The following is a 23076-nucleotide window of genomic DNA, read 5'->3' on the forward strand; positions in this document are numbered from 1 at the left end:
GTGCTGAAATGACAGCATCGGCGCTCACGACGCACAATGTGGATGCCGCAGATTGAGCAGATCGCACAAACCCGCCCCCGAGCGGACCGGCGAAAGCGAGCAGAGTGCGCAACGACGACCGCTTCGACCAGACCGACCTGCGCCTGCTGCACGCGCTGGCCGAGCAGCCCCGGGCCACCGCGGTGGCGTTGGCCGAGCAGACCGGGCTGTCCCGCAACACCGTGCAGGCGCGGCTGCTCCGGCTCGAACAGCCCGGCGTGCTGGACACCTTCGAACGCCGCATTCCGCCCCGTGCCCTGGGCTATCCGCTGACGGCGTTCGTGATGATGGTCGTGACCCAGCAGCGACTCGACGAGGTCGCCGCCGCGCTGGCGGACGTGCCCGAGGTGCTGCAGGTGCACGGCATCAGCGGCCAGCCCGATCTGTTCGTGCACGTCGTCGCCCAGGACGGCGACGACCTGTACCGCATCGCCGGCCTGATGCTCGCGATTCCCGGGGTGGAGCGGACCAGCACCGCGCTGGTGATGCGGGAGCTCGTGAGCTACCGGATCAGTCCGCTGCTCGACCGGCGTTCGCGTTGACCACGGCCCAGGCGGCGTCCGGATCAAGCAGGGACTCGACCTCAACAGCGTGCCGCCGACGCGTCAGTCGGCCCGCGCCTGCCGGATTCCGTGCACCACCACGTAAACCAACGACACGGTGGTGAGCAGCTCGGCCCAGAAGAACGCGCCGTAGTCGATCAGACCGCCGATCGGCGGCGAGCCGGGCGCGGCGTTGCGGAAGCCGACCAGCGCGAACAGGGTGGCCGCCATCCAGCCCATCGCCGGCCACACCAGGCCCATCCGCTTCGACACGATGGTCAGCGCCGCGCCGAGCACCGCCAGCGCGAGCGCCCACATCGCGATCATCAGGAACCAGGCCAGCACCGACGAGCTGAACGACCGGCCGGCGACGACGTTCGCCTTCAGCAGACCGGTGCGCCACTCGGCGTCGTCCGCCTTGGCCGTGAACAGCGCGTCGTAGCCGCGGAACCGCAGCGACAGCGGCACATCCTGGTCGCCTGCCGTGACGTAGAAGCCGATCCCGGCCGCGTAGCTGTCGAACGGGTAGGAGGACACCAGGCCGTCGTCGACGCCCATCCGCACGTCCTGCAGCGAGACGCGGTCGTGTGCCTTGAACCGCAGCACCCCACTGGTCAGCGACGAGGTTTCGACTTCGATGTCCTTGGCGGGAATGTCGTCGGCGCCGTCCGCGAGGGCCCCGTGCAGCACCGGGATGATCCGCAGGTCCAGCTCCCGGGCCGTGACGTCCACCCGTTGCAGCGTCACGTCCAGCTCGACCCGGTTGCCGTCCTCGCTGCCGACGACGTAGTCGATCTTGCGACTGCCGGTGTCGATCTGGAACCCGACGATGCCGCCGGCCGCCAACACCGCGATCACCACCCCGACCGCGACGATCCGAACCTTCCTCACCCGCCGTCACGCTAGGCGAGACGGCGGGCGGCGGCACGGCGATTCACCTGTTGGTGTCGCCCAGGAACTCCGCGACGACGGCGGCGAACTCGTCCGACCGGGTCTCGTGCACGAGATGGCCGGCGTCGATCGTCACGAGCGTGGCGGCCGGCATCAACTCCGCCATGGCGGCGATCTCGTGCTGCGGGAGATGACTTCGCTCGCCGCCGGCGACGACGAGCGTCGGTGTGGTGATCCCGGCCAGCCGGCGCGGCCAGTCGGGCCCCGGGTCGTTCAGCTCGGCGATGATCCGTGGCCGCAGCTCCCAGTCGTAGTCCAACTCGCCCTCGGGCCGCGGCGGCAGCCGCAAGCCCAGCGGAACCGGCGGGGGTGCCTCCTCCAACACCATCGCGGCCACCCGCGTCGGATGCTTCTCGGCGTAACGGTAGGCGGCGACGCCGCCCATGGAATGCCCGACGAGCACGGCCCGCTCGACACCGAACGCGTCGAGCAGGCCGTGCAGGTCATCGGCGAACAGGTCGAAGGAGTAGTCGTCGGCACGCGGACTCCGGCCGTGACCACGCTGATCTGGCGCGACAACGTGCCAGCGGTCAGCGAAGCTTGCGGCGAACTCCCGCCAGGTGCTTCCGTTCGCCGACGCACCGTGCAACAGGACCATTGCCGGCGCGGCGGGCGAACCCCAGGTGCGAGTGAACAGATCCACCCGCCCTGACTATCACGGTCAGCAGTTCGGCGTGGGGGCCTTGCCGGCGAAGCGGTCGCCGAGCCAGTTCAGCGCGGCGGTGCCGTAGGTGCTGATCGCGACGATGTGGCCGGCGAGCGGAACGGGTTGCCACTGCACGGAAGCACCGAGGGCGCAGAGGCGCTCGCGGAGCTCCTGGCCGACGTGGAACGGAATCAGCTCGTCGGCCGTGCCGTGATAGAGCAGCACCGGGGCGGACGGCTTGTGCGTGCCGAGGGTGTTCTCGGCGAGCCGGGCCTGCCAGCGCGGATCCTTGATCATGCCCGGCACGGTGGTCAGGTTGTCGAGGCGGTCGAACGGGTCGGCGAGCGCGAGTTCGACGACGCAGGAGTTCTCGACCTTCTGCACGACCTCGTGGCCCTTGGCGTTGAGCACGTCCGCGAACGGCAGCTCGGGGTAAGCCGCCGCGTAGCCGACCGCGGCACCGGCGACGAGACTGAAGCCGATGTTGCCGTCGTTGTAGGCGGCGACCTCGTTCAGGTCGGCGGGGACGCCGCCCTCGGCGATGCCGACAACGTGCACGTCAGGGGCGTAGGTCGGCTGCAGTTCACCCGCGGCCGCGGCGGCCTGGCCGCCCTGCGAGTAGCCGAACACACCGACCGGTGCCGTCGGGCTGATGCCGGCACCATCGACCTTGCTCGCCGCGCGGGCGACGTCGAGCAGCGCGTGGCCCTCGGACCGGGAGACGGCGTAGGTGTGCGTGCCCGGCGTGCCCAGCCCCTCGTAGTCGGTGAGCGCGACGGCGTAGCCCTTGAGCATCGCCTGCGCGAGGAAGGCGATCTCCACTTCGGTGCCGGTGCGCAGGTGATAGGACGGCGCGCAGTCGTCGCCGAGACCTTGCGTGCCCATCGCGTACGCGATGACCGGACGCGGGCCGGGGCCCGTCCACGGGATCGGCGGCACCAGGACCATGCCGGACACGGCGTTGGGCGCGCCGGTGGCGGAGGTGGAGCGGTAGAGCACCAGCCAGGTGTGGACCGGGGCCTGGAACACGCGGAACGGCTCCGGGTACCAGTCGACCTGACGCTGGCGGATCAGGTCGCCGGGCTGGCCGGGCAGCGGCGACGGCGGCGTGTAGAAGGGGTCCTGGGCGGGCGCCGGCGGGCGGGCATCGGCCTGGGCGACGGCCGGAACCGCCAGCAGGGCCGTGCACAGGGCGAGCAGCGGCACGAGCACTCGGCGAAGCATCGTTGCCTCCGAGCTGAAGTGGTAATCAGGATTTTCACAAGGTAGGGGCCGCTCGGGTAATCTGGCAATCCCGATTACCAGTTTTTGTCACGCGGGTGAGGAGTCGGTCATCGCCAGACGCGCGTACGCGGGAGTGGCCTCCGAGCAGCGCCGGGCCGAGCGCCGGCAGCGGCTGCTGCAGGCCGCCCTCGGCTTGTTCACCACCGTCGGCTACCGGCAGACCAAGATCGTCCAGATCTGCGCCGAGGCCGGCGTGTCCACCCGCAACTTCTACGAGGAGTTCACCGGCAAGGAGCAGGTGCTGCTCACCCTGCACGACCTGATCAACTCCGCCGCCCTGGACCGGGTCAGCGCCGCCCTGCAGACCTTGGCGTCAGAGGACGTCGTCACCCGGATCTCCGTGCTGCTCGACGCCTTCGTCGCCAGCGTCACCGCCGATCCCCGGCTGCCGCGGCTGAACTACGTCGAGGCCGTCGGCGTCAGCGAGGAGCTGGAGCGGCAGCACCAGGAGTGGGTCACCCGCTGGGCCGACTTCATCGAGGCCGAGGCCCGGCACGCCGCCGCCCACGGCGTCGCCCCCGACCGGGACTACCGGCTCACCGCCATCGGCCTGGTCGGTGCCATCACCGGCCTGCTCCGCGAATGGCAGGCACACCAACCCCCGTGGCCCGTCGCCGACATCGCCGCCGAGATCCGCGCCATCATGCTCGCCGCCATCCTGCGCTGACCTCGGGGGGCCGAAGGGCTTACCACGCCAGCAAATCGCCGATCGACGCCAGACCGGTCGCGGAACGACTCACCACGCCAACAGAACCGCCTGCCGCCGCCAGGCCCAGCGGAGGAGGTCGAAGCTGACGACCGGGGTGGCGAGGTTGATGCCGAGCTCGAGCGGGTGAGCTGGATTCCGGTGTACCGCAAGGGTTCCGGCGGGAACGGCAGCGGCTCGGCATGCACCATGTCCGGACCGGCTGGCCACGCTCCGTGAGCCGGTGGTCCGGATCTACCGGACCGATCTCACCCGTCCCAGGGGCGCCCCACTGGCCGCCGGCGTCACGCGACGACCTAACGAGGCCCGCGCCGTCGAGCTGATTCTGTCCGTTTTCCGAGGAGCGGGCTTCGACGACGCCGACGCCGTCCGCTGCTACCACTCGTTCATCGACCTGGCTCTCGGTCACTCGGCGCTCGACGTGGCGGCCCAGTCGCTGACGCCCGCGGCCCGCCGAGGCCGACCGGAACGCCTGGCGGGAGAACTACCGTCAACTGTCACCGACACCCACTCGAACATCGCAGCCACCGCCCGCCACCTGGCCCGACACATGGGCGGCAGCCCCTTCGGCACCAGCCCGGAACTGTTCCCCCGCGCGCTCGCGCAACCGATTTCCCCGAACATGAGATGAACCAGGACGCCGCGGTGATCGTGTCCTTGGGAAGACGGGAAGGAGTTAGGCTCGGCGATGCTTCACCAGGGCGTAGCACATGCGACACAGGTCACATCCCGCCGGGAAACCATCCGGGCCGCCGCGATGTTGTTGAAATTTGAACATGAAGTCGGTCGTAGCGCGGCCACTGGCAGATCGGAGTCCCCCATGTCGACGAGCGAGGCCGAGGCAACCGTCCGCACCCGGGTGCGCATCCCGCTCCGCTTCGCCGACGGCTTCTCCGTCACCGCGGACGCGGTCACCTTCCACGGGCTGGCGGACGGTCTCGAGCACGTCGCCCTGGTGTTCGGCGACCCGACCACGGGCACGCCCCTGGTCCGCCCGCACTCCGAGTGCCTGACCGGCGACGTGTTCGGCTCCGCCCGCTGCGACTGCGGCCCCCAGCTGCGCGAGGCCGTCGAGCGTATCTCGGTTGCCGGCGGTGTGCTGCTCTACCTGCGCCAGGAGGGTCGCGGCATCGGCCTGTACAACAAGCTCGACGCGTACGCGCTGCAGGACAACGGCCTGGACACCTACGCCGCGAACGCCGCGCTGGGCCTGCCCGAGGACGGCCGCGACTACACCGCCGCCGCGCAGATGCTGGCCGCCCTGGGCGTGCGCAAGATCGACCTGCTCTCGAACAACCCGGACAAGGCCGAGCAGCTGCGCGGGCTCGGCGTCTCGGTACGCCGCCGCGTGCCGACCGGCGTGTTCGCCACCGAGAACAACCTGCGCTACCTGCGGGCCAAGGTGGACCACACCGGACACACCATCACGCTGTCCAGTCTCGTGAGTTGAGTCCCATGAAACTGCCGTATGTCGTGCTGTCGGCGGCCGTGAGCATCGACGGCTACCTCGACGACGCCGGTGTGAAGCGCCTCCTGCTGTCCTGTCCGGAGGACTTCGACCGGGTCGACGCGGTCCGGGCGGACGCCGACGCGGTTCTGGTCGGCGCCAACACGATTCGCCGTGACAATCCGCGGTTGATCGTGCACTCGGAGCAGCGGCGGGCCCAGCGGTCGGCCCGTGGCCTGCCCGCGCACCCGATGAAGGTGGTCGTCACGGGCTCCGGCGACCTCGATCCCGAGCTCGCCGTGTGGGGCTGCGGCGGCGAGAAGCTCGTGTTCACGGTGGACTCCGCCGCCGAGAAGGTGCGGGACCGGCTGGGTTCGCTGGCCGAGGTCGTCAGCACCGGACCGGTGTTCGACTGGCACACCGTGCTGGCGCGGCTGGGCGAACGCGGCGTCGAACGGCTGATGGTCGAGGGCGGCGGCACCGTCCACACCCAGCTGGTGGCGTTGAACCTGGCCGACGAGCTGCACATCGCCGTGGCGCCGCTGGTGGTCGGGCAGGCCGACGCGCCGCGGTTCCTGCGCCCCGCCAACTACCCGGGCGGCCCCACCGCCCGGATGAAACTCCTCGGCTGCACCCAGGTCGGCGACGTCGTGCTGCTGCGATACTCGCCGAAGGACCTGACCTGTTGCCAGTAGGAGGAACACATGCCCCTGTTCGACCTCTCGGAACCGGAGCTGGCCGAGCACAGGGTGACCGCGACCGAGCCGGACGGCCTGGACGCGTGGTGGGCGGACCGGATCGCCGGCGCGCGGGCGTCGGCGGAGCCGGTTTCGCTGGTGCGGCACGAGGAGTTGGCGTACGGGCCGATGCCGGTGTGGGACGTCGAGTTCTCCGGCGACGGCGGTGACCGGATCAAGGGCTGGTACCTGCGGCCGGCCGGCTCGGACGGCCAGCGGTTGCCGATCGTCGTGCGGTACATCGGGTACGGCGGCGGGCGTGGCCTGCCGCTGGACCACACCCTGTGGGCCGCCGCCGGTTATGCCGTGCTCGTGATGGACACTCGCGGGCAGGGCGCCCGGTGGTCGATCGGCGCGACCGGCGACCCGGGGCGGTCGCCGGCCGGCCCGGAGTTTCCCGGCGTGATGAGCCGGGGCATCGCCAGCCCGGAGACGTACTACTACACCAGGCTTTTCGTGGACGCGGTGCGAGCCGTCGACGTCGCGTCCGAACTGGACGGTGTGGATCCGGCGCGGATCGCGGTCAGCGGCGGGAGCCAGGGCGGCGGGCTGGCCATCGCGGCGGCGGCCCTGTCGGGCGACCGGGTTCGGGTGTGTCACGCGGACATCCCGTTCCTGTGCGACTTCCACCGGGCGATCCGGATCTCGCCGAAGTCGCCGTACACCGAGATCAGCGACTTCCTCGCACAGCACGTGGATCTGGTGCCGGCGGCGCTGGAAACCCTGCGGTACGTGGACTGCGCCCTGCTGGCCCGGCGCATCACCGCCACCACCCTGTTCAGCGTGGGGCTGATGGACATGGTGTGCCCGCCGTCCACGGTTTACGCCGCGTACAACGAGATCACGGCGCCCAAGGAGATCACGGTGTCCCCGTTCGGCGTGCATGACGTGCCGCGTGGGCACATCGAGCGGCAGCTACGACACCTCCGCGAGCACCTCGGCTGATTCGCGCCTGGGCAGCAGTGCGGCGGCGCCGACGACAAAAAGCCAGATGTCACCGGGATATCCGGCCAGTCGTTCGGCGCCGCCGACCCCCAGCAGCTCCGGCGCGAAGATCGACATGGCGGTGCCGAGCAACCCGAACACCGCCGCGACGATGCCGAACATGCCGATCCTCGTGTGCCGGGTCGCCAGTGCCAGCAACAGGATCGCGACGCTGCCCAGCGGCAGGTTGACCGTGCCGATCTGGTGCAGCGGGAGGTTCTCGTTCGCCGGCGCCACCCCGACCAGCACCTTGCCCGCTCCGGCGAGAATCCACAGCAGCACACCGACCGTGGCCGTGTTCGTGTCCGGCCACACCGAACGCAGCAGCCCCACGCCCGCGACCGTCAACAGCCCGGCGACGATGAACGACGCGTTCATCACGCCCGCCAGCGGCGAGCAGACGTAGGTCGCCAGGAAAGCGCCGCAGTCCGTGTTGCCCAGGTCGCTGATGTAGTTGTCCCGCCAGCTGTAGGGCGTTCGCCAGTGGGCGGCGACGGCGATCTGCGCGACGAAGTACTGCACCATCGCCACGATCCAGAGGAATCCACCGACCGCTGCGCGCTTCTCGGCACTCGTCATGTCACGGCCCTCCCAGATGGGAGGTTGACCCGGCCCGGTCGGGCCGGCAACCGGCGTCCCCCTATCGAGGGAGGCTCAGGCCTGGCGGACCGTCGCCGCGAACGCCCCGAGCAGCAGGTACACCACGCCGCTGGACCGGTCCAACCGGCGTCGGGCCCTCGCCGTCCTCCGCAGCCGGCCGGCGATCGCGCTCGACAGCAGCGCGTACGTCCCGTCGCTGACGATGCCGAGGAGGATGAAGCCGACACCGAAGAAGACGAGTTGGAACGTCACCGACCCCAGCGCCGGGTCCACGAACTGCGGCAGGAAGGCGGCGAAGAAGATCAGCGTCTTCGGGTTGAGCAGGTTGACGATCACTCCCTGCGTGAAGATCCTCCGCAGCGACGCCCTCGGCGGTTCCGCGGCGTCGTCCTCGTTGCCGCGGGACAGCCACAGCTTCTGCACCCCCAGCCATACCAGGTACGCCACGCCCAGGTACTTCACCACCTGGAACGCCGTCTCGGAGGCTTCGAGCAGCGCCGAGAGCCCGAACGACGTCGCCAGCACGAAGAAGATCGTGCCGGTGTGGACGCCCAGCACCGAGACCAGGCCGGCCGCGCGGCCCTGCGAGACGGAGCGGGTGACGATGTACAGGACCGCCGGGCCGGGGAACACCAGCAGCGCCATGGTGGCGGCGACGAAGAGCAGGATGGTGGACAGGGTCGGCATCACCGCAGGGTAGCTCCGGGGTGGACGGGGCCGAACCGGATTTCTGCCCGAAACCTGCATTCGGTGTGTCCGAGAGCGTGACTCGCCGGGGTGGCTAGGCGTGGCTTGCGGTGGTCACGAGTTCGGGGAGGGCGTCGTGGTCGGGGAGGTCGGTGTCGACGTCGCGGACCACTCGCACGAAGAAGCCGCAGAGGCCGACGACCACGCCCAGCACGCCGGTCGCGAAGAACACCAGGGCCATGCCGCCGCCGGGCCCGCCGGGAACGACGGAACCGAAGACCCGCAGCAGTGTGCCGCCGGGTTGCATGCCGGGTTCGAGGACCTTGTCGGCCAGCGGACCGACGACGGCCAAGGCGAGGGGTAACGCCAGGTTGTCGACGACCTGGCGGGCTCCGAAGACCCGGCCCTGCATGGCGGGGTCGACCTTGACCTGCCAGATGGCGTCGAGGTTCCCTCGCAGGAAGGGCATGCACACCCACGAGCAGAACCAGCTGGCGGCCCACCAGAACATGTCGTCGCCCATGCCGAGCACGATCCGCCCCAGCGAGTAGTAGGCCAGCACGGCCAACAGGACCGACCTAACGGGACGCACGGGCGGGGGCCGTAACAGCATCACGACGCCGCCGACGACTCCGCCGAAGGCGCCGACGGTCTGCACCAGGCCGGCGGCGAGTTCGTCGTTGCCGCTGCGTAAGAGGACCATGGGCGTGAGCACCTGCCAGCCCATCACGGACAGCATGCTGACGACGAAGAACGTCAGCTGCAGCCCGACCAGTCCGGGACGGGCGGCGATGTAGCGGAATCCCACCACGGCGCCGTGCCACCAGCCGGTGGCGCACGCGGCGGTGCGGTCGGGCTGCGGGATGTGGACCAGGAAAACGGCGAAGACCGCGACGGCGCCGGCGAGCACGGCGATCAGCACCACGACGTCGATGCCCAGGCACTGCAGGGCGATGGCGCCGAGGGTGGGGGCGACGACGTTCTGCACCGAGTCGGCAATCGTTCGCATGGCGTTGGCCCGGGACAGGTCCTCCTTGGCCACCATCAGGGAGATGGTCGCCGAGTAGGCCGGCACCTCGAACGCCACCAGCACGCCGATGAGCGTGTTGGCCAGGAACAGCTCCCACGCCTGCACACCGTCCACGGCGAACAGCACGAGCAGGGAGCCCAGTACCACGACGGTCCCGGCGTCGCCGACGGCGATGGTCAGCCGGCGCGGCAGCCGGTCGATCGCCGCGCCGGCGAACGGGCTGCACAGCATCGTGGCCACGAACGCGGCGCCGGTCATCAGCGACAGGTCCCACGCGCTGTGCGTCTGCAGGAACAGCCAGACGCCGAAACCGAAGTTGACCATCCGCGCGGCGCTGACCGACAGGATCTGCCCGGCCCACAGGATCGAGTAGCCCCACAGACCGCCGGGACGGCTCCAACTCACCACAGGAAGCGCCCCATCCCCGCATCATCGGAGACGGCACGCCCGATAGGCAAGATCAAGATCCACATTGTGGGCGACATGGCAGTAAGTCGCCGACGTTCGATCGGCCTACGACCACATCATCAGGAGATCCGCTGGGTGATCAACACCGACGCGGCGACCGACAACAGCGAGATCAGCGTGCCCAGCGCCAGCCACGGCTGGCTGGCGTCGACCTGCTTGGTCTCGTACCCGATCTGCGACGCCAGCGTGCTGTAGACGTTCTGCAGCTGCCCGGCGCTCTCGGCGTCGTAGGCGTCCCCGCCGGACAGCTGCGCGATCTGCTGCATCGCCTGCTGGTCACCGGGCACGTCCTCCTGCTGCCCCTCCACGTCGGCGGTGCCGCCCTTGGTGCCGAAGTAGATGCCGGAGATCGGCATCTGCGCCTGCTTGGCCGCCCTGGCCTGGGTGTACGCGCCGCGCTGGGCGTTCGGGTCGGCGGGGGTGTTCTCCCGGCCGTCGGACAGCAGCACGATGCGCGCGGGCGGCGGCCCGTCCGCGCCGGTGATCAGCTTGCCGAAGGACTGGATCGCCTGCACGGCCGCGGCGATGGCATCACCGGTGGCGGTGCCCTCGGCCGGCTTCAGCGCGTCGATGCCGGCCTTGACCTGCGTACGGTCCGTGGTCGGCGACACCAGCGTCGTCGCGGAGCCGGCGAACTCGATCAGCCCCAGGTTGACGCCGGGCGTCAACTGGTCGGCGAACGACTTCGCGGCCTGCTGAGCGGCGGCCAGCCGGGACGGCGGAATGTCCTTGGAGTTCATCGACAGCGACACGTCCACGACCAGCATCACGGTCGCCCGGTTGCGCGGCACCTTCTGCTCGGCGGTCGGACCCGCCAGAGCGATGCTCAGCAGGATCAGGCCGACCGCGAGCATCGCCGGCGGAATGTGCCGCTGCCAGCCCGGACGCCGCGGGGCGACCCGTTCCAGCAGTTCGAGGTTGGTGAAGCGCTTGGTGTCCCGACGGCGCAACCGCTGCGTGATGAGATAGCCGACCGCCAGGACGGCCACCACGCCGATGAGCAGCAACCAGAGCGGGTCCGCGAACCCGGACAAGCTCATCCAGCTACTCCCCCGGACCACCGCCGCTTGCGGGCCACCACGAACCGGACCATGTCGGCGATCCAGTCGGAGTCGGTGCGCAGCACGAGATGCGCGCAGTTGGCCTGCCGCAGCCCGGCGGCGACCTGCGCGCGGTGCTCGTCCGCGGCGGCGGCGAACTGCCGGCGCAGCAGCGGCGACGCGTGCACCTCGCGCTGGCGGCCGCTCTCCGGGTCCACCAGCGTCACCAGGCCGACCTCGGGCAGGTCGATGTCACGCGGATCGACGATCTCGACGGCGACCAGCTCGTGCCGGGCGGACAGCCCCCGCAGCGGCCGCTGCCACGACAGGTCGCCGAGGAAGTCGGAGATCACGACGGCGAGGCCGCGGCGACGCGGCGGCCGGCGCAACTGCTCCAGCAGCGCCACCAGATCGCCACGCACACCCTCCGGCGCACGCGGCGTCGTAGCGACGCGCCGCACGAGGCCACGGGCGTGGGCCAGGCCGCCACGCGCCGGCAGACGCACCATCTCCTGGCCGGTCGACAGCACGGCGCCGATGCGGTTGCCGCCACCGCCGGTCAGGTGCGTGAACGCGGCGACGGCGGCGACGGCCAGGTCGCGCTTCTCGCACGCGGCGGTGCCGAAGTCGAGGCTCGCGGACAGGTCTACCGCCAGCCACGTCTCCAGCTCGCGGTCGGCGACCGTCTCCCGGATGTGCGCCTGCGTGGTGCGGGCGGTGACGGCCCAGTCCATCCGGCGCACGTCGTCGCCCGGCTGGTACGGCCGCGCCTCGCCCGGCTCCGTGCCGGGTCCGGGCACCAGGCCCAGGTGGTTGCCCTGGAGCAGGCCGTCCAAGCGGCGTCGCACGTCCAGTTCGAGGGTGCGCAGCGCCGACTCCAGCTTCTCCTCACGCAGCACGGGAGGAGCCCAGCGGGGGCGTGGTTCGGTCACAGGCCCACCTCGCTGACGCTCGGCGGGTCTGCGACCCAGGTCCCTGCGTTGAATGGTGACCTCGCAAGCTCGGTCACGGCCTACCGACCGGCGCGGGCGGCTGCATCGGCCCGAGGTGCGGCTGGAACGGCTGCTGCTGCGGCTGCGGGCCGGTCATCGGCTGGCCCGCCTGCGGCCGCGCGGAGACCTGCGGCAGCGGCACCGTCTGCAGCACGCGCGCCACGATGTGGTCCAGCGGCACGCCGTCGGCCAGCGCGTCGTAGGACAGCACGAGACGGTGTCGCAGCACGTCCGGCACCACGTCCACCACGTCCTGCGGCAGCACGTAGTCGCGGCCGCGGACCAGGGCCAGCGCCCGCGCGGCGGCGACGATGCCGAGGCTGGCACGCGGCGAGGCGCCGTAGGCGACCCAGCCGGCGACGTCGGTCAGGCCGTGGTCGCCGGGCGAGCGGGTGGCCAGCACGAGCCGCACCACGTAGTCCACCAGGGCGTGGTGCACGAAGACCTTGGAGGCGACGTCCTGCAGCCGGACCAGCTCGTCGGTGCCGAGCACCTGCTGCGGCTGCGGCGGCGCGACGCCCATCCGGTAGACGATCTCGCGCTCCTCCTCGGCCGTCGGGTACTCCACGACGATCTTGAACAGGAACCGGTCGCGCTGCGCCTCCGGCAGCGGGTAGACGCCCTCGTTCTCGATGGGGTTCTGGGTGGCCAGCACCAGGAACGGGTCGGGCATCGGGAAGGTCTGGCCGCCGATGGACACGTGCCGCTCGGCCATCACCTCGAGCATCGCCGACTGCACCTTGGCCGGCGCGCGGTTGATCTCGTCGGCCAGCACGAAGTTGGCCACCACCGGGCCGAGCTCGACGTCGAAGGTCTCGCTGGTCTGCCGGTAGATGCGGGTGCCGAGGATGTCGGCGGGCACCAGGTCCGGGGTGAACTGCACGCGGCTGAAGGTGCCGCCCACGACCTTGGCGAAGGTCTCCACGGCGAGCGTCTTGGCCACGCCGGGCACGCCCTCCAGCAGCAGGTGGCCCTTGGCCAGCAGGCCGACGAGCATGCGCTCGACCAGCCGGTCCTGGCCGACGATCACCCGCTTGACCTCGAACACGGTGCGCTCGAGCAGCTGGGCGTCCCGAGCCGGGGTGTTCGGCGGCGTGCCCTCGGTGTTCACGGGCTCGGCCACGTGCGGACCTCCTAGATGACGGCGTGCTCCGACGGTAGGTAACCCGATCACCGGTGTGGGTGCTGTGAAGCAACCTTGGCCAGGTCGGCGGGCGTGTCCACGTCGACGGTCTCCCCCGGCTCGGCGGTGACCGGGGCGTAGTCCAGCGCCCCCAGCACCGAGCGCAGCGACGCGCCCGCCGGGTCCTTGAGCAGCACTCTACGCAGGGAGTCCGCCCGCCACACGCCGATCAACCACTGTGTGTGGCCGTCGTCGAGCACGGCGCCGTCGGCCCGCACCGCGGCCCGCAGCCGTGCCACGGTGTTCGCGGTGACGCCGGCGAGGTCCGTGGCCAGGACTGCGACCGTCGAAGCGTCTCCGATCAACGCCAATCCCGCTGCCAACCCGGCGACGGGACCGCCGCCGGGCGGGTCCTCACGGGTCCACAGCACCGGCCGAGCGGTCGCCGTGGCAGGCCCCACGACCACTACCGGCGAAGCGTCGGCGACCGCCTGGACGCAGCGGTCGAGCAGGGTGCTGCCGGCCACGACCAGCGCCGGCTTGTGCACCCCGCCCATCCGGCTGCCACGGCCACCGGCCAGCAGCACCGCCGCGAAGTCCGTCACGCAGTGGACACTAGCCCCCACACCACGGGTCGGCCGCCGTCGCCTACCGACCCCGCCGACGACCACCCGGCGATGGTGCCGTCGTCGTCGATGAAGCGGGCGCTCGCCTTCGTGGTGCCGTCGAGCAGCGGCAGTTCGGTCAGGAACGTCGTGCCCTGCCACACCGCCGCCGGCCCTTCCGGCACCCGCGGCTCGAACTCCGCGCCGGCGATCAGGCCGGAGGCGTTGACGTCACACGCGACAGCGCCATGGTCCAGCGGTGTCGCCACGTATCCCGGAGCGGTCCACACCATCGCCTGCGGCCCCGGCAAAGCGGTCGGAACCGCGCCGCCGACCACGACCCCGTGCCGGATGTTGTTCGCCCATGGACGCTCGTATTCCGAGGGAACCGTCAGCCGACGCGTGGCGCCGTTGCGCACCAGATACGGGCCCGTGCCGTCAGCGAGCAGCACAGTTCCGTCGTCGTCGATCGCCGTCGGCGTCGAGTTCGGCAGCGCACCGGGCAGCGGCCTCGGCCCGGCCTGGCCGAACGGCGACCAGTACAAGGCCACCGTCGACTGCGGCTCGGCCGGATCGACCGCCTCCACGGCCATGTCCCCACGCGGGCCGATCGCCGCCGACCGGACGTCTGTGTACCGGCCCGTCGACACCGCGTGGTACCCCGTGGCGTCGACCGTGTACAGGTGCGTCTCCGAGGTCTCGGTGGACACTCCGACCAGCACGGTGTCATCGCGGCTCTCGCCGTACACGTACCCGAAGTGGCTCTCCGGGAGCAGGCCGTGGTCGGTGACCTTCCCGTCCTTCCAGGTGACGAGGTCGTGGCCCTTGTCCGCGAACAGCAGGCCGGCGTAGCCGCCATGCCCGTCCGCCGCCATCACATAGCCGGTCACGTCCTCCAGACCTGGCGGCAGCGGCAGGGCGCTCACCTGCCAGTGCGGTGCGTCGGCCAACGCGGGCGTCGCGGTGGCCGTCACCGCGAGCAGCGTGGCGGCCATGACGCCGAGCGTTCTCCACCCCATGCGTTCCCCCTCGGATCGGACTGTCTCTCCGAGTGCTCACGCTCGACAACCCCGGAAGGTTGTCCGGTTTCACCGATTCAGCAGGGGCGGCGAGAACCTCTCCACGGCCGCGCCGATCGCCTCGCCCATGGCCGGGCTGCCGGTGTGCCCGGAGTCCTCGACGATCACCAGGTCGGCCGACGGCCAGGCGCGCACCAGCTCCCACGGGTAGAGCAGCGGGCAGCTGAGGTCCCGCCGCCCGTGCACCACCACCGCCGGGATCCCGGCCAGCCTGTGCACGTCCCGCAGCAGCTGCCCGTCCTCGAGAAACGCGTTGTGCCGCGCGTAGTGCACGATGATCCGGACCATCGCCAGCACGCCGTCATGGCCGCCGTACTGGCCCGGCCGCCCGAGGGTTTCGTGCGCGATGACGGCGTCCTCCCACGCGCACCAATCGGCGGCCGCCTTCTCCCGCACGGCCGGATCGGGGCTGGTCAGCAGCTGTTCATAACCGGCGAGCAAGTCGTCGCCGGCAACGGCGCCGGCGAACGCCTCGTAGGCGTCGGGCAGCAGCAGCCGCAGGCCGCCGCCGTAGAGCCAGTCGCTCTCCGCCCGGGTGGACAGCGTCGTCGAGATCAGAATGATTTCCGAGACCCGCTCGGGAAACCGCTCGGCGTAGGCCAGTATCAGCGTCGACGCCCACGACCCGCCGTAGAGCAGCCACCGCTCCACGCCGAGGTGCTCGCGCAGCCGCTCCATGTCGGCGATCAGGTGCTCGGTCGTGTTGCACGACATGTCCACGGCCGGATCGGCGGCGTTCGGCAGGCTCTCGCCGCAGCCGCGCTGGTCGAACAGGACGATGCGGAACCGCTCGGGATCGAACGCCCGGCGCGCGCCGCGGGTGCCGCCCCCGCCGGGGCCGCCGTGCACGCACAGCGCCACCTTCCCGTCGGGGTTTCCGCTGGTCTCCCAGTAGATCCGGTTGCCGTCGCCGACGTCGAGCAGGCCCCGGTCGTACGGTTCGATGGTCATCGTCAGCTCCTCGCTCAGGTGTGATCCTCGACGCTAGTGATCAAGCACTTCGGCGGGGGGCGCATTTCCCGGCGCGGTGGCTACACTCCGCACATGGACAGTCGCTCCGGCCGTCACGGGGACCCGCGGGCGTGACCCCACCGCTGCGGGTCCAGCTGCTCGGCCCGGTCCGGGCCTGGCGCGGCGACCAGGAGGTCGATCTCGGCTCGGCGGGGCGGCGGGCGGTGTTCGCGATCCTGGCGCTGGCGGCCGGGCGGGCGGTGACCCGTGAGGAGCTGGTGGACGGCATCTGGGGCGACGACCCGCCGGCCCGAGCGGTCGGCATTCTCCACACGTACGTCTCCGACCTGCGACGATCCCTCCAGGAGCAGGTGCGCGGCAGCCGGCCGTCGGCCGAGCCCGTCCTGGACTCCGTGGGGTCGGCGTACGCGCTCCGCATACGCCCCGAGCAGCTGGACGTCACCGAGTTCGACGAGCTGCGGTCGACGGCGGACGACCTCGGTGGCTCGCTGCGCTCGGTCACGGCGGCGTTGGCGCTGTGGCAAGGCGAGGCGCTCTCGGGTCTCTCCGGACCCTTCGCCGAGCTGCACCGAGCCCGCCTGGCCGAGCTCCGGCTGGCCGCGCTGGAACGCCGCTGCGCGCTGCTGTTGGCGCTGGGCGACCAGGACACGGCGATCGCGGAGCTCACCGGCCTGGCGCGGGAGCATCCGCGCCGGGAGGGCCTGCGCGGGTTGCTGATGGTGGCGCTGTACCAGGCGGGCCGCCGCGACGAGGCGCTGGCGGAATTCGAGCGCGCACGGGAGGTTCTGGTCGCCGAACTCGGCCTGGACCCGGGGCCGGCGCTCCAGGACATCCACGACCGGATCGTCGCGCACCAGAAGGTGCCGATTCCCGGCGTCGCCACGCAGCACGACCAACTGGCCGCCTCGACCCGTCAGCCCGAGGCGCCGACGGAGTTCGTCGGACGTCAGCGCGAGGTCGCCTGGCTGCGGGCGCTGGTGGTTGCGCTGGCCGACGGCGCCGGCGGGTGTGTGCTGGTCGAGGGCGAACCCGGCATCGGCAAGTCGGCATTGCTGGCGGTCGGCCTGGCCGACGCGCCGGTGGCCGGCTGCCGGGTGGTGTGGGCGCTGGGCGAGGACCTGTCCGGCGACGGTCCGCTGGCGCCGATCAGCCGCCTGCTGTCGTTCGTCGACCAGGCGTGCGCGGAGGCGCCGCTGGTCCTCGTGATCGACGACGTGCAGTGGCTCGACGAGACCGGTCTGCTGGCCTGGCACCGGTTGTCCCGGCTGACCCAGCAACTCCCGCTGCTGCTGGTCGGCGCACGCCGCACGAACCCGACCGCGCACCACGTCGACCTGGCCGGCGGCCGCACGCTGGCCATCGGTCCGCTGCACGAGGACGACGTCCACGAGCTGGCGGCGCGGCTGGCCGGCGCGTCGCTGGGCGCCGTGCTGCGGGAGCTGGTCGATCGGGCCGCCGGCAATCCGTTGCACGTCAGGGAACTCGTCGACGGGCTGCTGCGGGATTCGGTGCTGCGCACCGTGGACGACTTCGCCGACGTCGACCCGTCGAGCGGCTTCGACGTGCACCGGGCGATGGCGGAGGTTGCCACGCGGCGGCTGGAATTCCTGTCCCCCACGGCGTTGGACCGGCTGCGCTGGGCGGCGCTGCTCGGCGTCGAGTTCGACCTGGCCGACCTGGCGGCGATCGTCGGCGCCTCCCCCGCCGACCTGGTCGGCGCGATCGAGGAGGCGACGGACGCCGGCCTGCTCGCCGACGCCGGCAACCGTTTGGCGTTCCGGGATCCGGCCGTCCGGCAGGCGCTGTACGAGGAGCGCCCGGCCGCCGTGCGTACGACGTTGCACCGCGAGTCGGCGAAGGCGCTGGCCCATGCCGGCGCGCCGCTGGAGCGGATCGCCGCGCAGCTGGCGGCGGCCGGGGTGTTCGACCACTGGTCGGTGCAGTGGCTGCTGGCCAACGCCGAAACCGTCGCCGGCCGCGATCCGGCACTGGTGCTGGCGCTGCTGGACAGCGCGCTGGAAAGCACGTCGCCGACGCCCGAGGAGCGGGAAGTCCTGCTGGTCAGCCAGGTCCGCTGGCAGTTCCGGCTGGGCCGGCAGCCCGAGGCGGCCGCCCGCGCGCTGCTCGACGTGACGCGGGATCCCGCCCACGCCGCGGAAATGCGCTGGATCCTGGCCTGTTTGACGTACGGGCGGGGCGACGTGGCCCAGGCGATCGCGGATCTCCGTGCGGCGGCGGCAGATCCGGCCGCGCCGGACTTCTGGGTGGCGCGGCACGACACGCTGCGCGCCCAGTTCGAGCGAACCGGCCTCGACGACCTCGACACCGCCGAGACCACCGCCATCGCGGCCCTGGGCCAGGCGACCGACGCGAACGACGCCCCGGCGATCGCCGCCGCCGAGCAGGAGCTGTGGTACGTGGAATCGGTGCGCCGCAACCACTCCGCGGCGCTCGCACACGTCAACAACGCGCTGGCGGCCGCTACTGGCAACCAACACCTCGTCGACCTCCAGATCAACCTGCTCGGCGCGCGACTGTTCAGCCTGCAGAACCTGGACCGGCTCACCGACGGCACCGACACCGTGGCCCGCACGCACGCGCTGGTCCGGCGCACCGGCCGACCGTCCGGACGGGTGCACATCGGCGCCGCCGTGCACTACTACTGGCTGGCCCGCTGGGACGAGGCGCTGGCCGAGCTGGACTCGATCGTCGGCGACGAGCCCGAGATCACCATTTTCGACCTGCGCTCCCGGGTTCCCCTGCTGCAGTACGGCACCGCCGCGCTGATCACCGGGCACCGCGGCGACAGTGAGCAACTGCACGCCCACCTGCGCACGGCGTCGTCGTATCCGGTGATCGCTCCCGGCGACCAGGAGAACAGCGACTTCTACCTGTCGGCCAAGGCGATGGCGGCGGAACAGGACGGCGACCTGGCCGGCGCGGTCGCGGCGTACGAACCGATCCTGGACACATCCTACGGTCGGATGACGTTGCGGCACCAGTGGTTGCCGGACCTGACCCGGTTGGCCCTCGACGCCGGCGCACCCGACGTCGCACAGGCGGCGCTGCGGCTGGCTCAAGCCGAGGCATCTTCGGAAACCGTGCCGGCACGGGCATTCAACGCCGCCCAGCGCTGCGCCTCCCTGATCTCCGGCGACCCCGCGCCACTGGTGGCCGTGGCGCGGCGCTACCGCGACGTCGGCCGGCGCATCGAGTTCGCCGTCACGAGCGAGGACGCCGCCGTCCTGTTGGCCCGGCGCGGAGAAGTCGACCGGGCCCGGCGGACGTTCCAGGAAGCCCTTCTCGTCTATGCGGAGCTCGGTGCCTCCTGGGACATCCGGCGCGCGGAGTCGCGGCTGCGCGAATTCGGCATCCGGCGGGCGGGCGTGTCCACCGGGCAGCCGGCGGTCGCCGGTTGGAACGCGCTGGTGGGCGACGAGGTCCGGGTGGCGGAACTGGTCGCGCTCGGCCGGTCCAACCCGGAGATCGCCACCGAGCTGGCGTTGTCCCGACGGGTCGTGCAGGCGCACGTCTCGCGCATCATGCAGAAGCTGGGTGTGGACTCCCGACCGGACCTCGTGGGTAAGGTGTCCGGGCATTCACCATCGGCCGGCACCGGGGAGCGCAGTGGCTGAGCAGGCCCACGATCTGAGGGTCGAACTACTGGGCCCCGTCCTCGTCCGGCGGGACGGCGACGAGTTGCGGCTGGGCGCGCCGCGGCAGCGGGCACTGTTCGCGGTACTGGCCTCCCGGGCGGACAAGGTCGTGTCCAGAGAGGACCTGATCAACGCGATCTGGGGCCACGAGGCGCCGACGTCCGCCGACGGCAGCATCTACACGTACGTCTCAGGCCTGCGCCGAGCGTTGGAACCCGGTCGCGGCAACCGCGCCGTATCGGCGTTGTTGCTGTCCGAGGGGCCCGGTTACCGGCTGCGCGTCGACGCCGACGCCGTCGACCTGCACGAGTTCGACGCGTTGCGACGCCGGGCCGAGCAGGCCCTGGAGGACGGCGACCAAGCGGCGGCGGTCGAGGCCGCGGACCGCGCTTTGGCGCTGTGGCATGGCGAACCGCTGTCCGGCCTGCCCGGCCCGTGGGCGGCGAGCCTGCGCGACCGGCTACTCACCAACCGCCTCGACCTGCTGGAGACCCGCGCCGCCGCGGGCCTGGCCGGCGGCCGGCACGCGGAGCTCGTCGCCGAGCTGACCGCGCTCGTGCGGGAGAACCCGTTGCACGAGGGGCTGCGCGGGTTGCTGATGATCGCGCTGTACCGGGTCGGTCGGCAGGCGGACGCGGTGGAACAGTTCCGGGCGGCGTCCCGGGTGCTGGCCGACGAGCTCGCCACCCAGCCGGGGGCCCGGCTGGCGGAGATCCACCAGCAGATCCTCACCAATGATCCGGTCCTGACCGCGCCGGCGGTCGCGTCGCCACCCCGGGTTCGCCGCCGGCCGGCCTGGTGGGCCTCCCGTCCCCGGCCGCGCGCCCGCGCCTTCGTCGCCCGGGATCACGAGCTTTCCGTGCTACGAGAAGCCGTCCGCACGGTGGCCGGCGGCAAGGGCGGTGTGCTGCTGGTCGAGGGCGAGCCCGGCATCGGCAAGTCGGAGCTGCTGACCACCGGCATGGCCGCGTGCGAGGACGCGGCCGTGCAGCTGGTGTGGGGCGCGGGCGACGAGCTGGCGAGCCGCTTTCCGTTGCGGCTCATGCTGGACTGCCTGGGGATCGACGCCGACTCGCCGGATCCGGCGCGGGCGCGGGTGGCGGAGATGATGCGGCTGGCCCAGTCCAGCCGTGATCCGCTGGGCGGCGGCGACCCGACACTCGCCGTGGTCAACGAGCTGGTGGCGATCGTGCGGGAGATGTGCGCCGACGGGCCGCTCGCGCTGGTGGCCGACGACATCCAGTGGGCGGACGAGGCCAGCCTGCTCGTGTTCAGCCGGCTGGCGCTGGAAACCGCCACCGTGCCGTTGCTGCTGATCGGCGCGCTGCGGCCGGTGCCGCGAACTCCGGTGCTGGACGGCGTTCGGGACGTCGTGTCCAAGCAGGGCGGGTCGGTCCTCCAGCTGGCGCCGCTCGCCGGGGGCGAGGTTGCCGAGCTGCTGCGGGGGATCGTCGGCGGCGCGCCGGGCGCGGGGTTGCTGGGCCTCGCCGACCGCGCGGCCGGAAACCCTTTGTACGTCGGCGAATTGGCGGAGGCTTTACTCCGGGACCGTCATGTCGAGGTGTCCGCCGGCCAGGCCGAGGTGGCGGCCGGCGGCGTGTCGGTGCCGACCTCGTTGTCCTCGGCCCTGACGCACCGGCTGGGCTTTCTCACCGCCGCCACCACGGAAGTGTTGCGGCGGGCGGCTTTGCTCGGCACCGAGTTCGCGATCGCCGACCTGGCCGTGCTGATGGGCCGGCCGGCCGGCGAGCTGCTGCCGGCGCTGGAGGAGGCCACCACCGCGAAGGTGTTGCTGGCCAACGGTGACCGGTACGGCTTCCGGCACGCCCTGATCCGCCAGGCCCTGTACGACGCGACGTCACCGACCGTGCGGACCGTGCTGCACCGGCAGGCCGCCGAGCGGCTCGACCGTGCCGGCGCCTCAATGGAAACCGTTGCGCGGCAACTCGTTGCCGCCCCGGTGGCCGTCGACTCGTGGGTGATCGACTGGATGCTCCGGCACGGCGAGCGGATCGCGCACCGGGCCCCCGACATCGGGTTGGACCTGCTGCGCCGGGTCGTCGCCAGCTGCGATGCCGACGACCCCCGGCACGTGGAGCTGACCGCGGTGCTGGCACGGGTGCTGTACTGGCGGGGTGAACTGCCCGAGGACGAGGTGCGGTCGGTGCTCGCGCTGACCCGCGACCCCGACCTTGCCGGCGAGATGCAGTGGATCCGTGCCGTCGTGCACTACCGGCGTGGGCAGGAGGCCCGATCCGTTGCGGCGCTGCGGGAAGCCGTGTCCGCGCCCGAGGTTTCGGCCGTGTGGCAGGCCCGGTGCCAGGCGCTGCTCGCCGTGCGGGAAGGCATGGGGCTCCTCGAGTTCGACCTCGCCAAGGTCACCGCCGCCGCGGCCATCGACCGTGGCGAGAAGGCCGGCGACGGTTTCGCCGTGGCCTTCGCCCTGCAGGCCCTGTGGCTGTTCCAGTCCATCGCCCGGGATCACGCCGCCGCTTTGCGTCACGTGGACGAGGCTTTGGCCGTTGTCGCCGAGGACGCCGGCCTGGCGCACCTGCATTTGAGCCTGCTCGACAACCGCGTGTTCAGCCTGCAGAACCTCGACCGCCTCGACGAGGCCGACCAGGCCCTGGCCGCCGTGCGCAGCCTGGTGCACCGGTACCAACTGCCCGGCGGCCTGCCGATGTCCACCGCCGTCAACCACTACTGGGCCGGTCGTTGGGGTGACGCCCTCGTCGAGCTGAGCATCATCACCCGGTCCGGCCCGGAGTTGGCCTTCCTGGGCCTGCGTGAGAGCAGCCCCATGCTGCTCCTCTCCCACGGCGTCGCCGCCCTCATCGCTGCCCTGCGTGACGACGGCGACGACGTCGCCGCCCATCTCGCCGCCGCCGACGAACTGCCCATGCTCACCACCGCCGACCGCGAGAACTGCGACTTCCTCCTGATGGCCGAGGCCCAGGCCGCCGACCGCGACGGCCGCGTCGACCAGGCGTTGATCGCCCTCGAACCCGTGCTCGATCCCCGTTACGCCCCCATGATGCTTCGCCACCAGTGGCTCCCCGACGTCGTCCGCCTCGCCCTCCAGGCCGGCTCCCCCGACGTCGTCGCCCGTGCCCTGGAGATCTGCTCCGGCGAGGCCTCCCGTGAGGTCGTCCCCGCCCGCGCCGCCGCCGCGCTCCTCCGGTGCCGTGGCCTGGCCGAGGGCGATCCCGCCCAGGTGATGAAGGCCGTCTCCCACTACCGCGCCGTCGGCCGCCCGGTGGAGTTGGCCCAGGCGTTGGAGGATCTCGCCGTCGTCCTCGCCCAGGCCGGCCGCCGCCCCGAAGGTGAGGCAGCGTTGTCCGAGGCCGTCCGCCGGTACGAGGCCGTGGGAGCGGCCTGGCCCGCCCGCCGCGCGACGGCGCGGTTCGCCGGCCGCGAGCCGGGGAAAGCGGAACGCCGCAACGTGGGCTGACTGCCGGGCTGGGTCACGGCCTGGCCCCGTCGGAGCG

At 71.7% G+C, this 23076-nt stretch carries 20 protein-coding genes; 8 read left to right on the forward strand and 12 right to left on the reverse strand.

What is annotated here, in order from left to right; translation table 11 throughout:
• Window positions 1-104: 104 nt before the first annotated feature.
• A complete protein-coding gene (locus BJ998_RS02825) occupies window positions 105-581 on the forward strand; it encodes an Lrp/AsnC family transcriptional regulator (protein ID WP_184858198.1) in 477 nt (158 codons plus the stop codon).
• Window positions 582-644: 63 nt separating this feature from the next.
• Here BJ998_RS02825 and BJ998_RS02830 read toward each other — a convergent pair whose 3' ends face one another.
• The 3 genes from BJ998_RS02830 to BJ998_RS02840 are packed head-to-tail and all read right to left on the reverse strand — an operon-like array spanning window position 645 to window position 3402.
• The gene (locus tag BJ998_RS02830) at window positions 645-1472 is read right to left on the reverse strand and encodes a DUF4436 family protein (RefSeq protein WP_184858199.1); all 828 of its coding nucleotides are present in this window, start codon (window positions 1470-1472) and stop codon (window positions 645-647) included.
• Window positions 1473-1515: 43 nt separating this feature from the next.
• Entirely contained in the window at window positions 1516-2175 is a 660-nt protein-coding gene (locus tag BJ998_RS02835) for an alpha/beta fold hydrolase (RefSeq protein ID WP_184858201.1), read from the reverse strand.
• Between the two features lie 18 nt (window positions 2176-2193).
• On the reverse strand, window positions 2194-3402 hold the full coding sequence (locus BJ998_RS02840) for a lipase family protein (RefSeq protein ID WP_184858203.1): 1209 nt from the start codon (window positions 3400-3402) through the stop codon (window positions 2194-2196).
• A gap of 133 nt (window positions 3403-3535) precedes the next feature.
• On the opposite strand from BJ998_RS02840, the gene BJ998_RS02845 reads away from it, so the two are divergent.
• The 5 genes from BJ998_RS02845 to BJ998_RS02865 all read left to right on the forward strand — a co-directional run bounded on the left by BJ998_RS02845 (window position 3536) and on the right by BJ998_RS02865 (window position 7297).
• Window positions 3536-4129, forward strand: a complete 594-nt coding sequence (locus BJ998_RS02845) for a TetR/AcrR family transcriptional regulator (RefSeq protein ID WP_312889886.1) — start codon at window positions 3536-3538, stop codon at window positions 4127-4129.
• Window positions 4130-4391: 262 nt separating this feature from the next.
• Window positions 4392-4799, forward strand: a complete 408-nt coding sequence (locus tag BJ998_RS02850; RefSeq protein ID WP_184858205.1) for a TetR/AcrR family transcriptional regulator C-terminal domain-containing protein — start codon at window positions 4392-4394, stop codon at window positions 4797-4799.
• A 189-nt stretch (window positions 4800-4988) separates the two neighbouring features.
• Window positions 4989-5618: a GTP cyclohydrolase II gene (locus BJ998_RS02855; protein ID WP_184858207.1), complete on the forward strand. Its 630-nt coding sequence runs from the start codon at window positions 4989-4991 to the stop codon at window positions 5616-5618.
• A 5-nt stretch (window positions 5619-5623) separates the two neighbouring features.
• On the forward strand, window positions 5624-6310 hold the full coding sequence (locus BJ998_RS02860; RefSeq protein WP_184858209.1) for a RibD family protein: 687 nt from the start codon (window positions 5624-5626) through the stop codon (window positions 6308-6310).
• A gap of 9 nt (window positions 6311-6319) precedes the next feature.
• Complete coding sequence (locus BJ998_RS02865; protein WP_184858210.1) at window positions 6320-7297, forward strand: acetylxylan esterase; 978 nt, start codon at window positions 6320-6322, stop codon at window positions 7295-7297.
• On the opposite strand, the gene BJ998_RS02870 is transcribed toward BJ998_RS02865, so the two are convergent.
• The 9 genes from BJ998_RS02870 to pip form a co-directional block, all read right to left on the reverse strand.
• A complete protein-coding gene (locus BJ998_RS02870; protein WP_184858211.1) occupies window positions 7268-7915 on the reverse strand; it encodes a DUF998 domain-containing protein in 648 nt (215 codons plus the stop codon). The two genes, BJ998_RS02865 and BJ998_RS02870, sit on opposite strands and share 30 nt — an antisense overlap.
• 75 nt (window positions 7916-7990) lie before the next feature.
• Complete coding sequence (locus tag BJ998_RS02875; RefSeq protein ID WP_184858212.1) at window positions 7991-8623, reverse strand: LysE family translocator; 633 nt, start codon at window positions 8621-8623, stop codon at window positions 7991-7993.
• Between the two features lie 94 nt (window positions 8624-8717).
• The gene (locus BJ998_RS02880) at window positions 8718-10058 is read right to left on the reverse strand and encodes an MFS transporter (RefSeq protein WP_184858213.1); all 1341 of its coding nucleotides are present in this window, start codon (window positions 10056-10058) and stop codon (window positions 8718-8720) included.
• Window positions 10059-10180: 122 nt separating this feature from the next.
• Window positions 10181-11161, reverse strand: a complete 981-nt coding sequence (locus BJ998_RS02885; protein WP_184858214.1) for a VWA domain-containing protein — start codon at window positions 11159-11161, stop codon at window positions 10181-10183.
• Window positions 11158-12093, reverse strand: a complete 936-nt coding sequence (locus BJ998_RS02890; RefSeq protein WP_184858215.1) for a DUF58 domain-containing protein — start codon at window positions 12091-12093, stop codon at window positions 11158-11160. The genes BJ998_RS02885 and BJ998_RS02890 overlap by 4 nt, the downstream gene beginning before the upstream one ends.
• A gap of 73 nt (window positions 12094-12166) precedes the next feature.
• Window positions 12167-13276: an AAA family ATPase gene (locus BJ998_RS02895; RefSeq protein WP_312889887.1), complete on the reverse strand. Its 1110-nt coding sequence runs from the start codon at window positions 13274-13276 to the stop codon at window positions 12167-12169.
• 47 nt (window positions 13277-13323) lie between these two features.
• Window positions 13324-13881: a molybdenum cofactor guanylyltransferase gene (gene mobA, locus BJ998_RS02900; protein ID WP_184858216.1), complete on the reverse strand. Its 558-nt coding sequence runs from the start codon at window positions 13879-13881 to the stop codon at window positions 13324-13326.
• Window positions 13878-14900 (reverse strand): hypothetical protein, encoded by a 1023-nt coding sequence (locus BJ998_RS02905; protein WP_184858218.1) that lies wholly within the window; start codon window positions 14898-14900, stop codon window positions 13878-13880. Before BJ998_RS02905 ends, mobA begins: the two co-directional genes overlap by 4 nt.
• Before the next feature lie 69 nt (window positions 14901-14969).
• Window positions 14970-15911: a prolyl aminopeptidase gene (gene pip, locus BJ998_RS02910; protein ID WP_184858221.1), complete on the reverse strand. Its 942-nt coding sequence runs from the start codon at window positions 15909-15911 to the stop codon at window positions 14970-14972.
• A gap of 131 nt (window positions 15912-16042) precedes the next feature.
• Here pip and BJ998_RS02915 point away from each other — a divergent pair, with 131 nt between their 5' ends.
• Entirely contained in the window at window positions 16043-19567 is a 3525-nt protein-coding gene (locus BJ998_RS02915) for an ATP-binding protein (protein ID WP_184858223.1), read from the forward strand.
• Window positions 19560-23039 carry an ATP-binding protein gene (locus BJ998_RS02920; RefSeq protein WP_184858225.1) on the forward strand — a complete coding sequence of 1160 codons (3480 nt, stop codon included), beginning with the start codon at window positions 19560-19562 and terminating at the stop codon, window positions 23037-23039. Before BJ998_RS02915 ends, BJ998_RS02920 begins: the two co-directional genes overlap by 8 nt.
• Window positions 23040-23076 lie beyond the last annotated feature (37 nt).

It is taken from the genome of Kutzneria kofuensis, from assembly GCF_014203355.1.
Classification (GTDB): Bacteria; Actinomycetota; Actinomycetes; order Mycobacteriales; family Pseudonocardiaceae; genus Kutzneria; species Kutzneria kofuensis.

Bases quoted from the DNA above. Each gene is read 5' to 3' on its own strand.
- BJ998_RS02840 (WP_184858203.1), bottom strand. From the start codon at position 3,402: ATGCTTCGCCGAGTGCTCGTGCCGCTGCTCGCCCTGTGCACGGCCCTG.
- BJ998_RS02855 (WP_184858207.1), top strand. From the start codon at position 4,989: ATGTCGACGAGCGAGGCCGAGGCAACCGTCCGCACCCGGGTGCGCATC.
- BJ998_RS02860 (WP_184858209.1), top strand. From the start codon at position 5,624: ATGAAACTGCCGTATGTCGTGCTGTCGGCGGCCGTGAGCATCGACGGC.
- BJ998_RS02865 (WP_184858210.1), top strand. From the start codon at position 6,320: ATGCCCCTGTTCGACCTCTCGGAACCGGAGCTGGCCGAGCACAGGGTG.
- BJ998_RS02870 (WP_184858211.1), bottom strand. From the start codon at position 7,915: ATGACGAGTGCCGAGAAGCGCGCAGCGGTCGGTGGATTCCTCTGGATC.
- BJ998_RS02875 (WP_184858212.1), bottom strand. From the start codon at position 8,623: ATGCCGACCCTGTCCACCATCCTGCTCTTCGTCGCCGCCACCATGGCG.
- BJ998_RS02885 (WP_184858214.1), bottom strand. From the start codon at position 11,161: ATGAGCTTGTCCGGGTTCGCGGACCCGCTCTGGTTGCTGCTCATCGGC.
- BJ998_RS02905 (WP_184858218.1), bottom strand. From the start codon at position 14,900: ATGGGGTGGAGAACGCTCGGCGTCATGGCCGCCACGCTGCTCGCGGTG.
- pip (WP_184858221.1), bottom strand. From the start codon at position 15,911: ATGACCATCGAACCGTACGACCGGGGCCTGCTCGACGTCGGCGACGGC.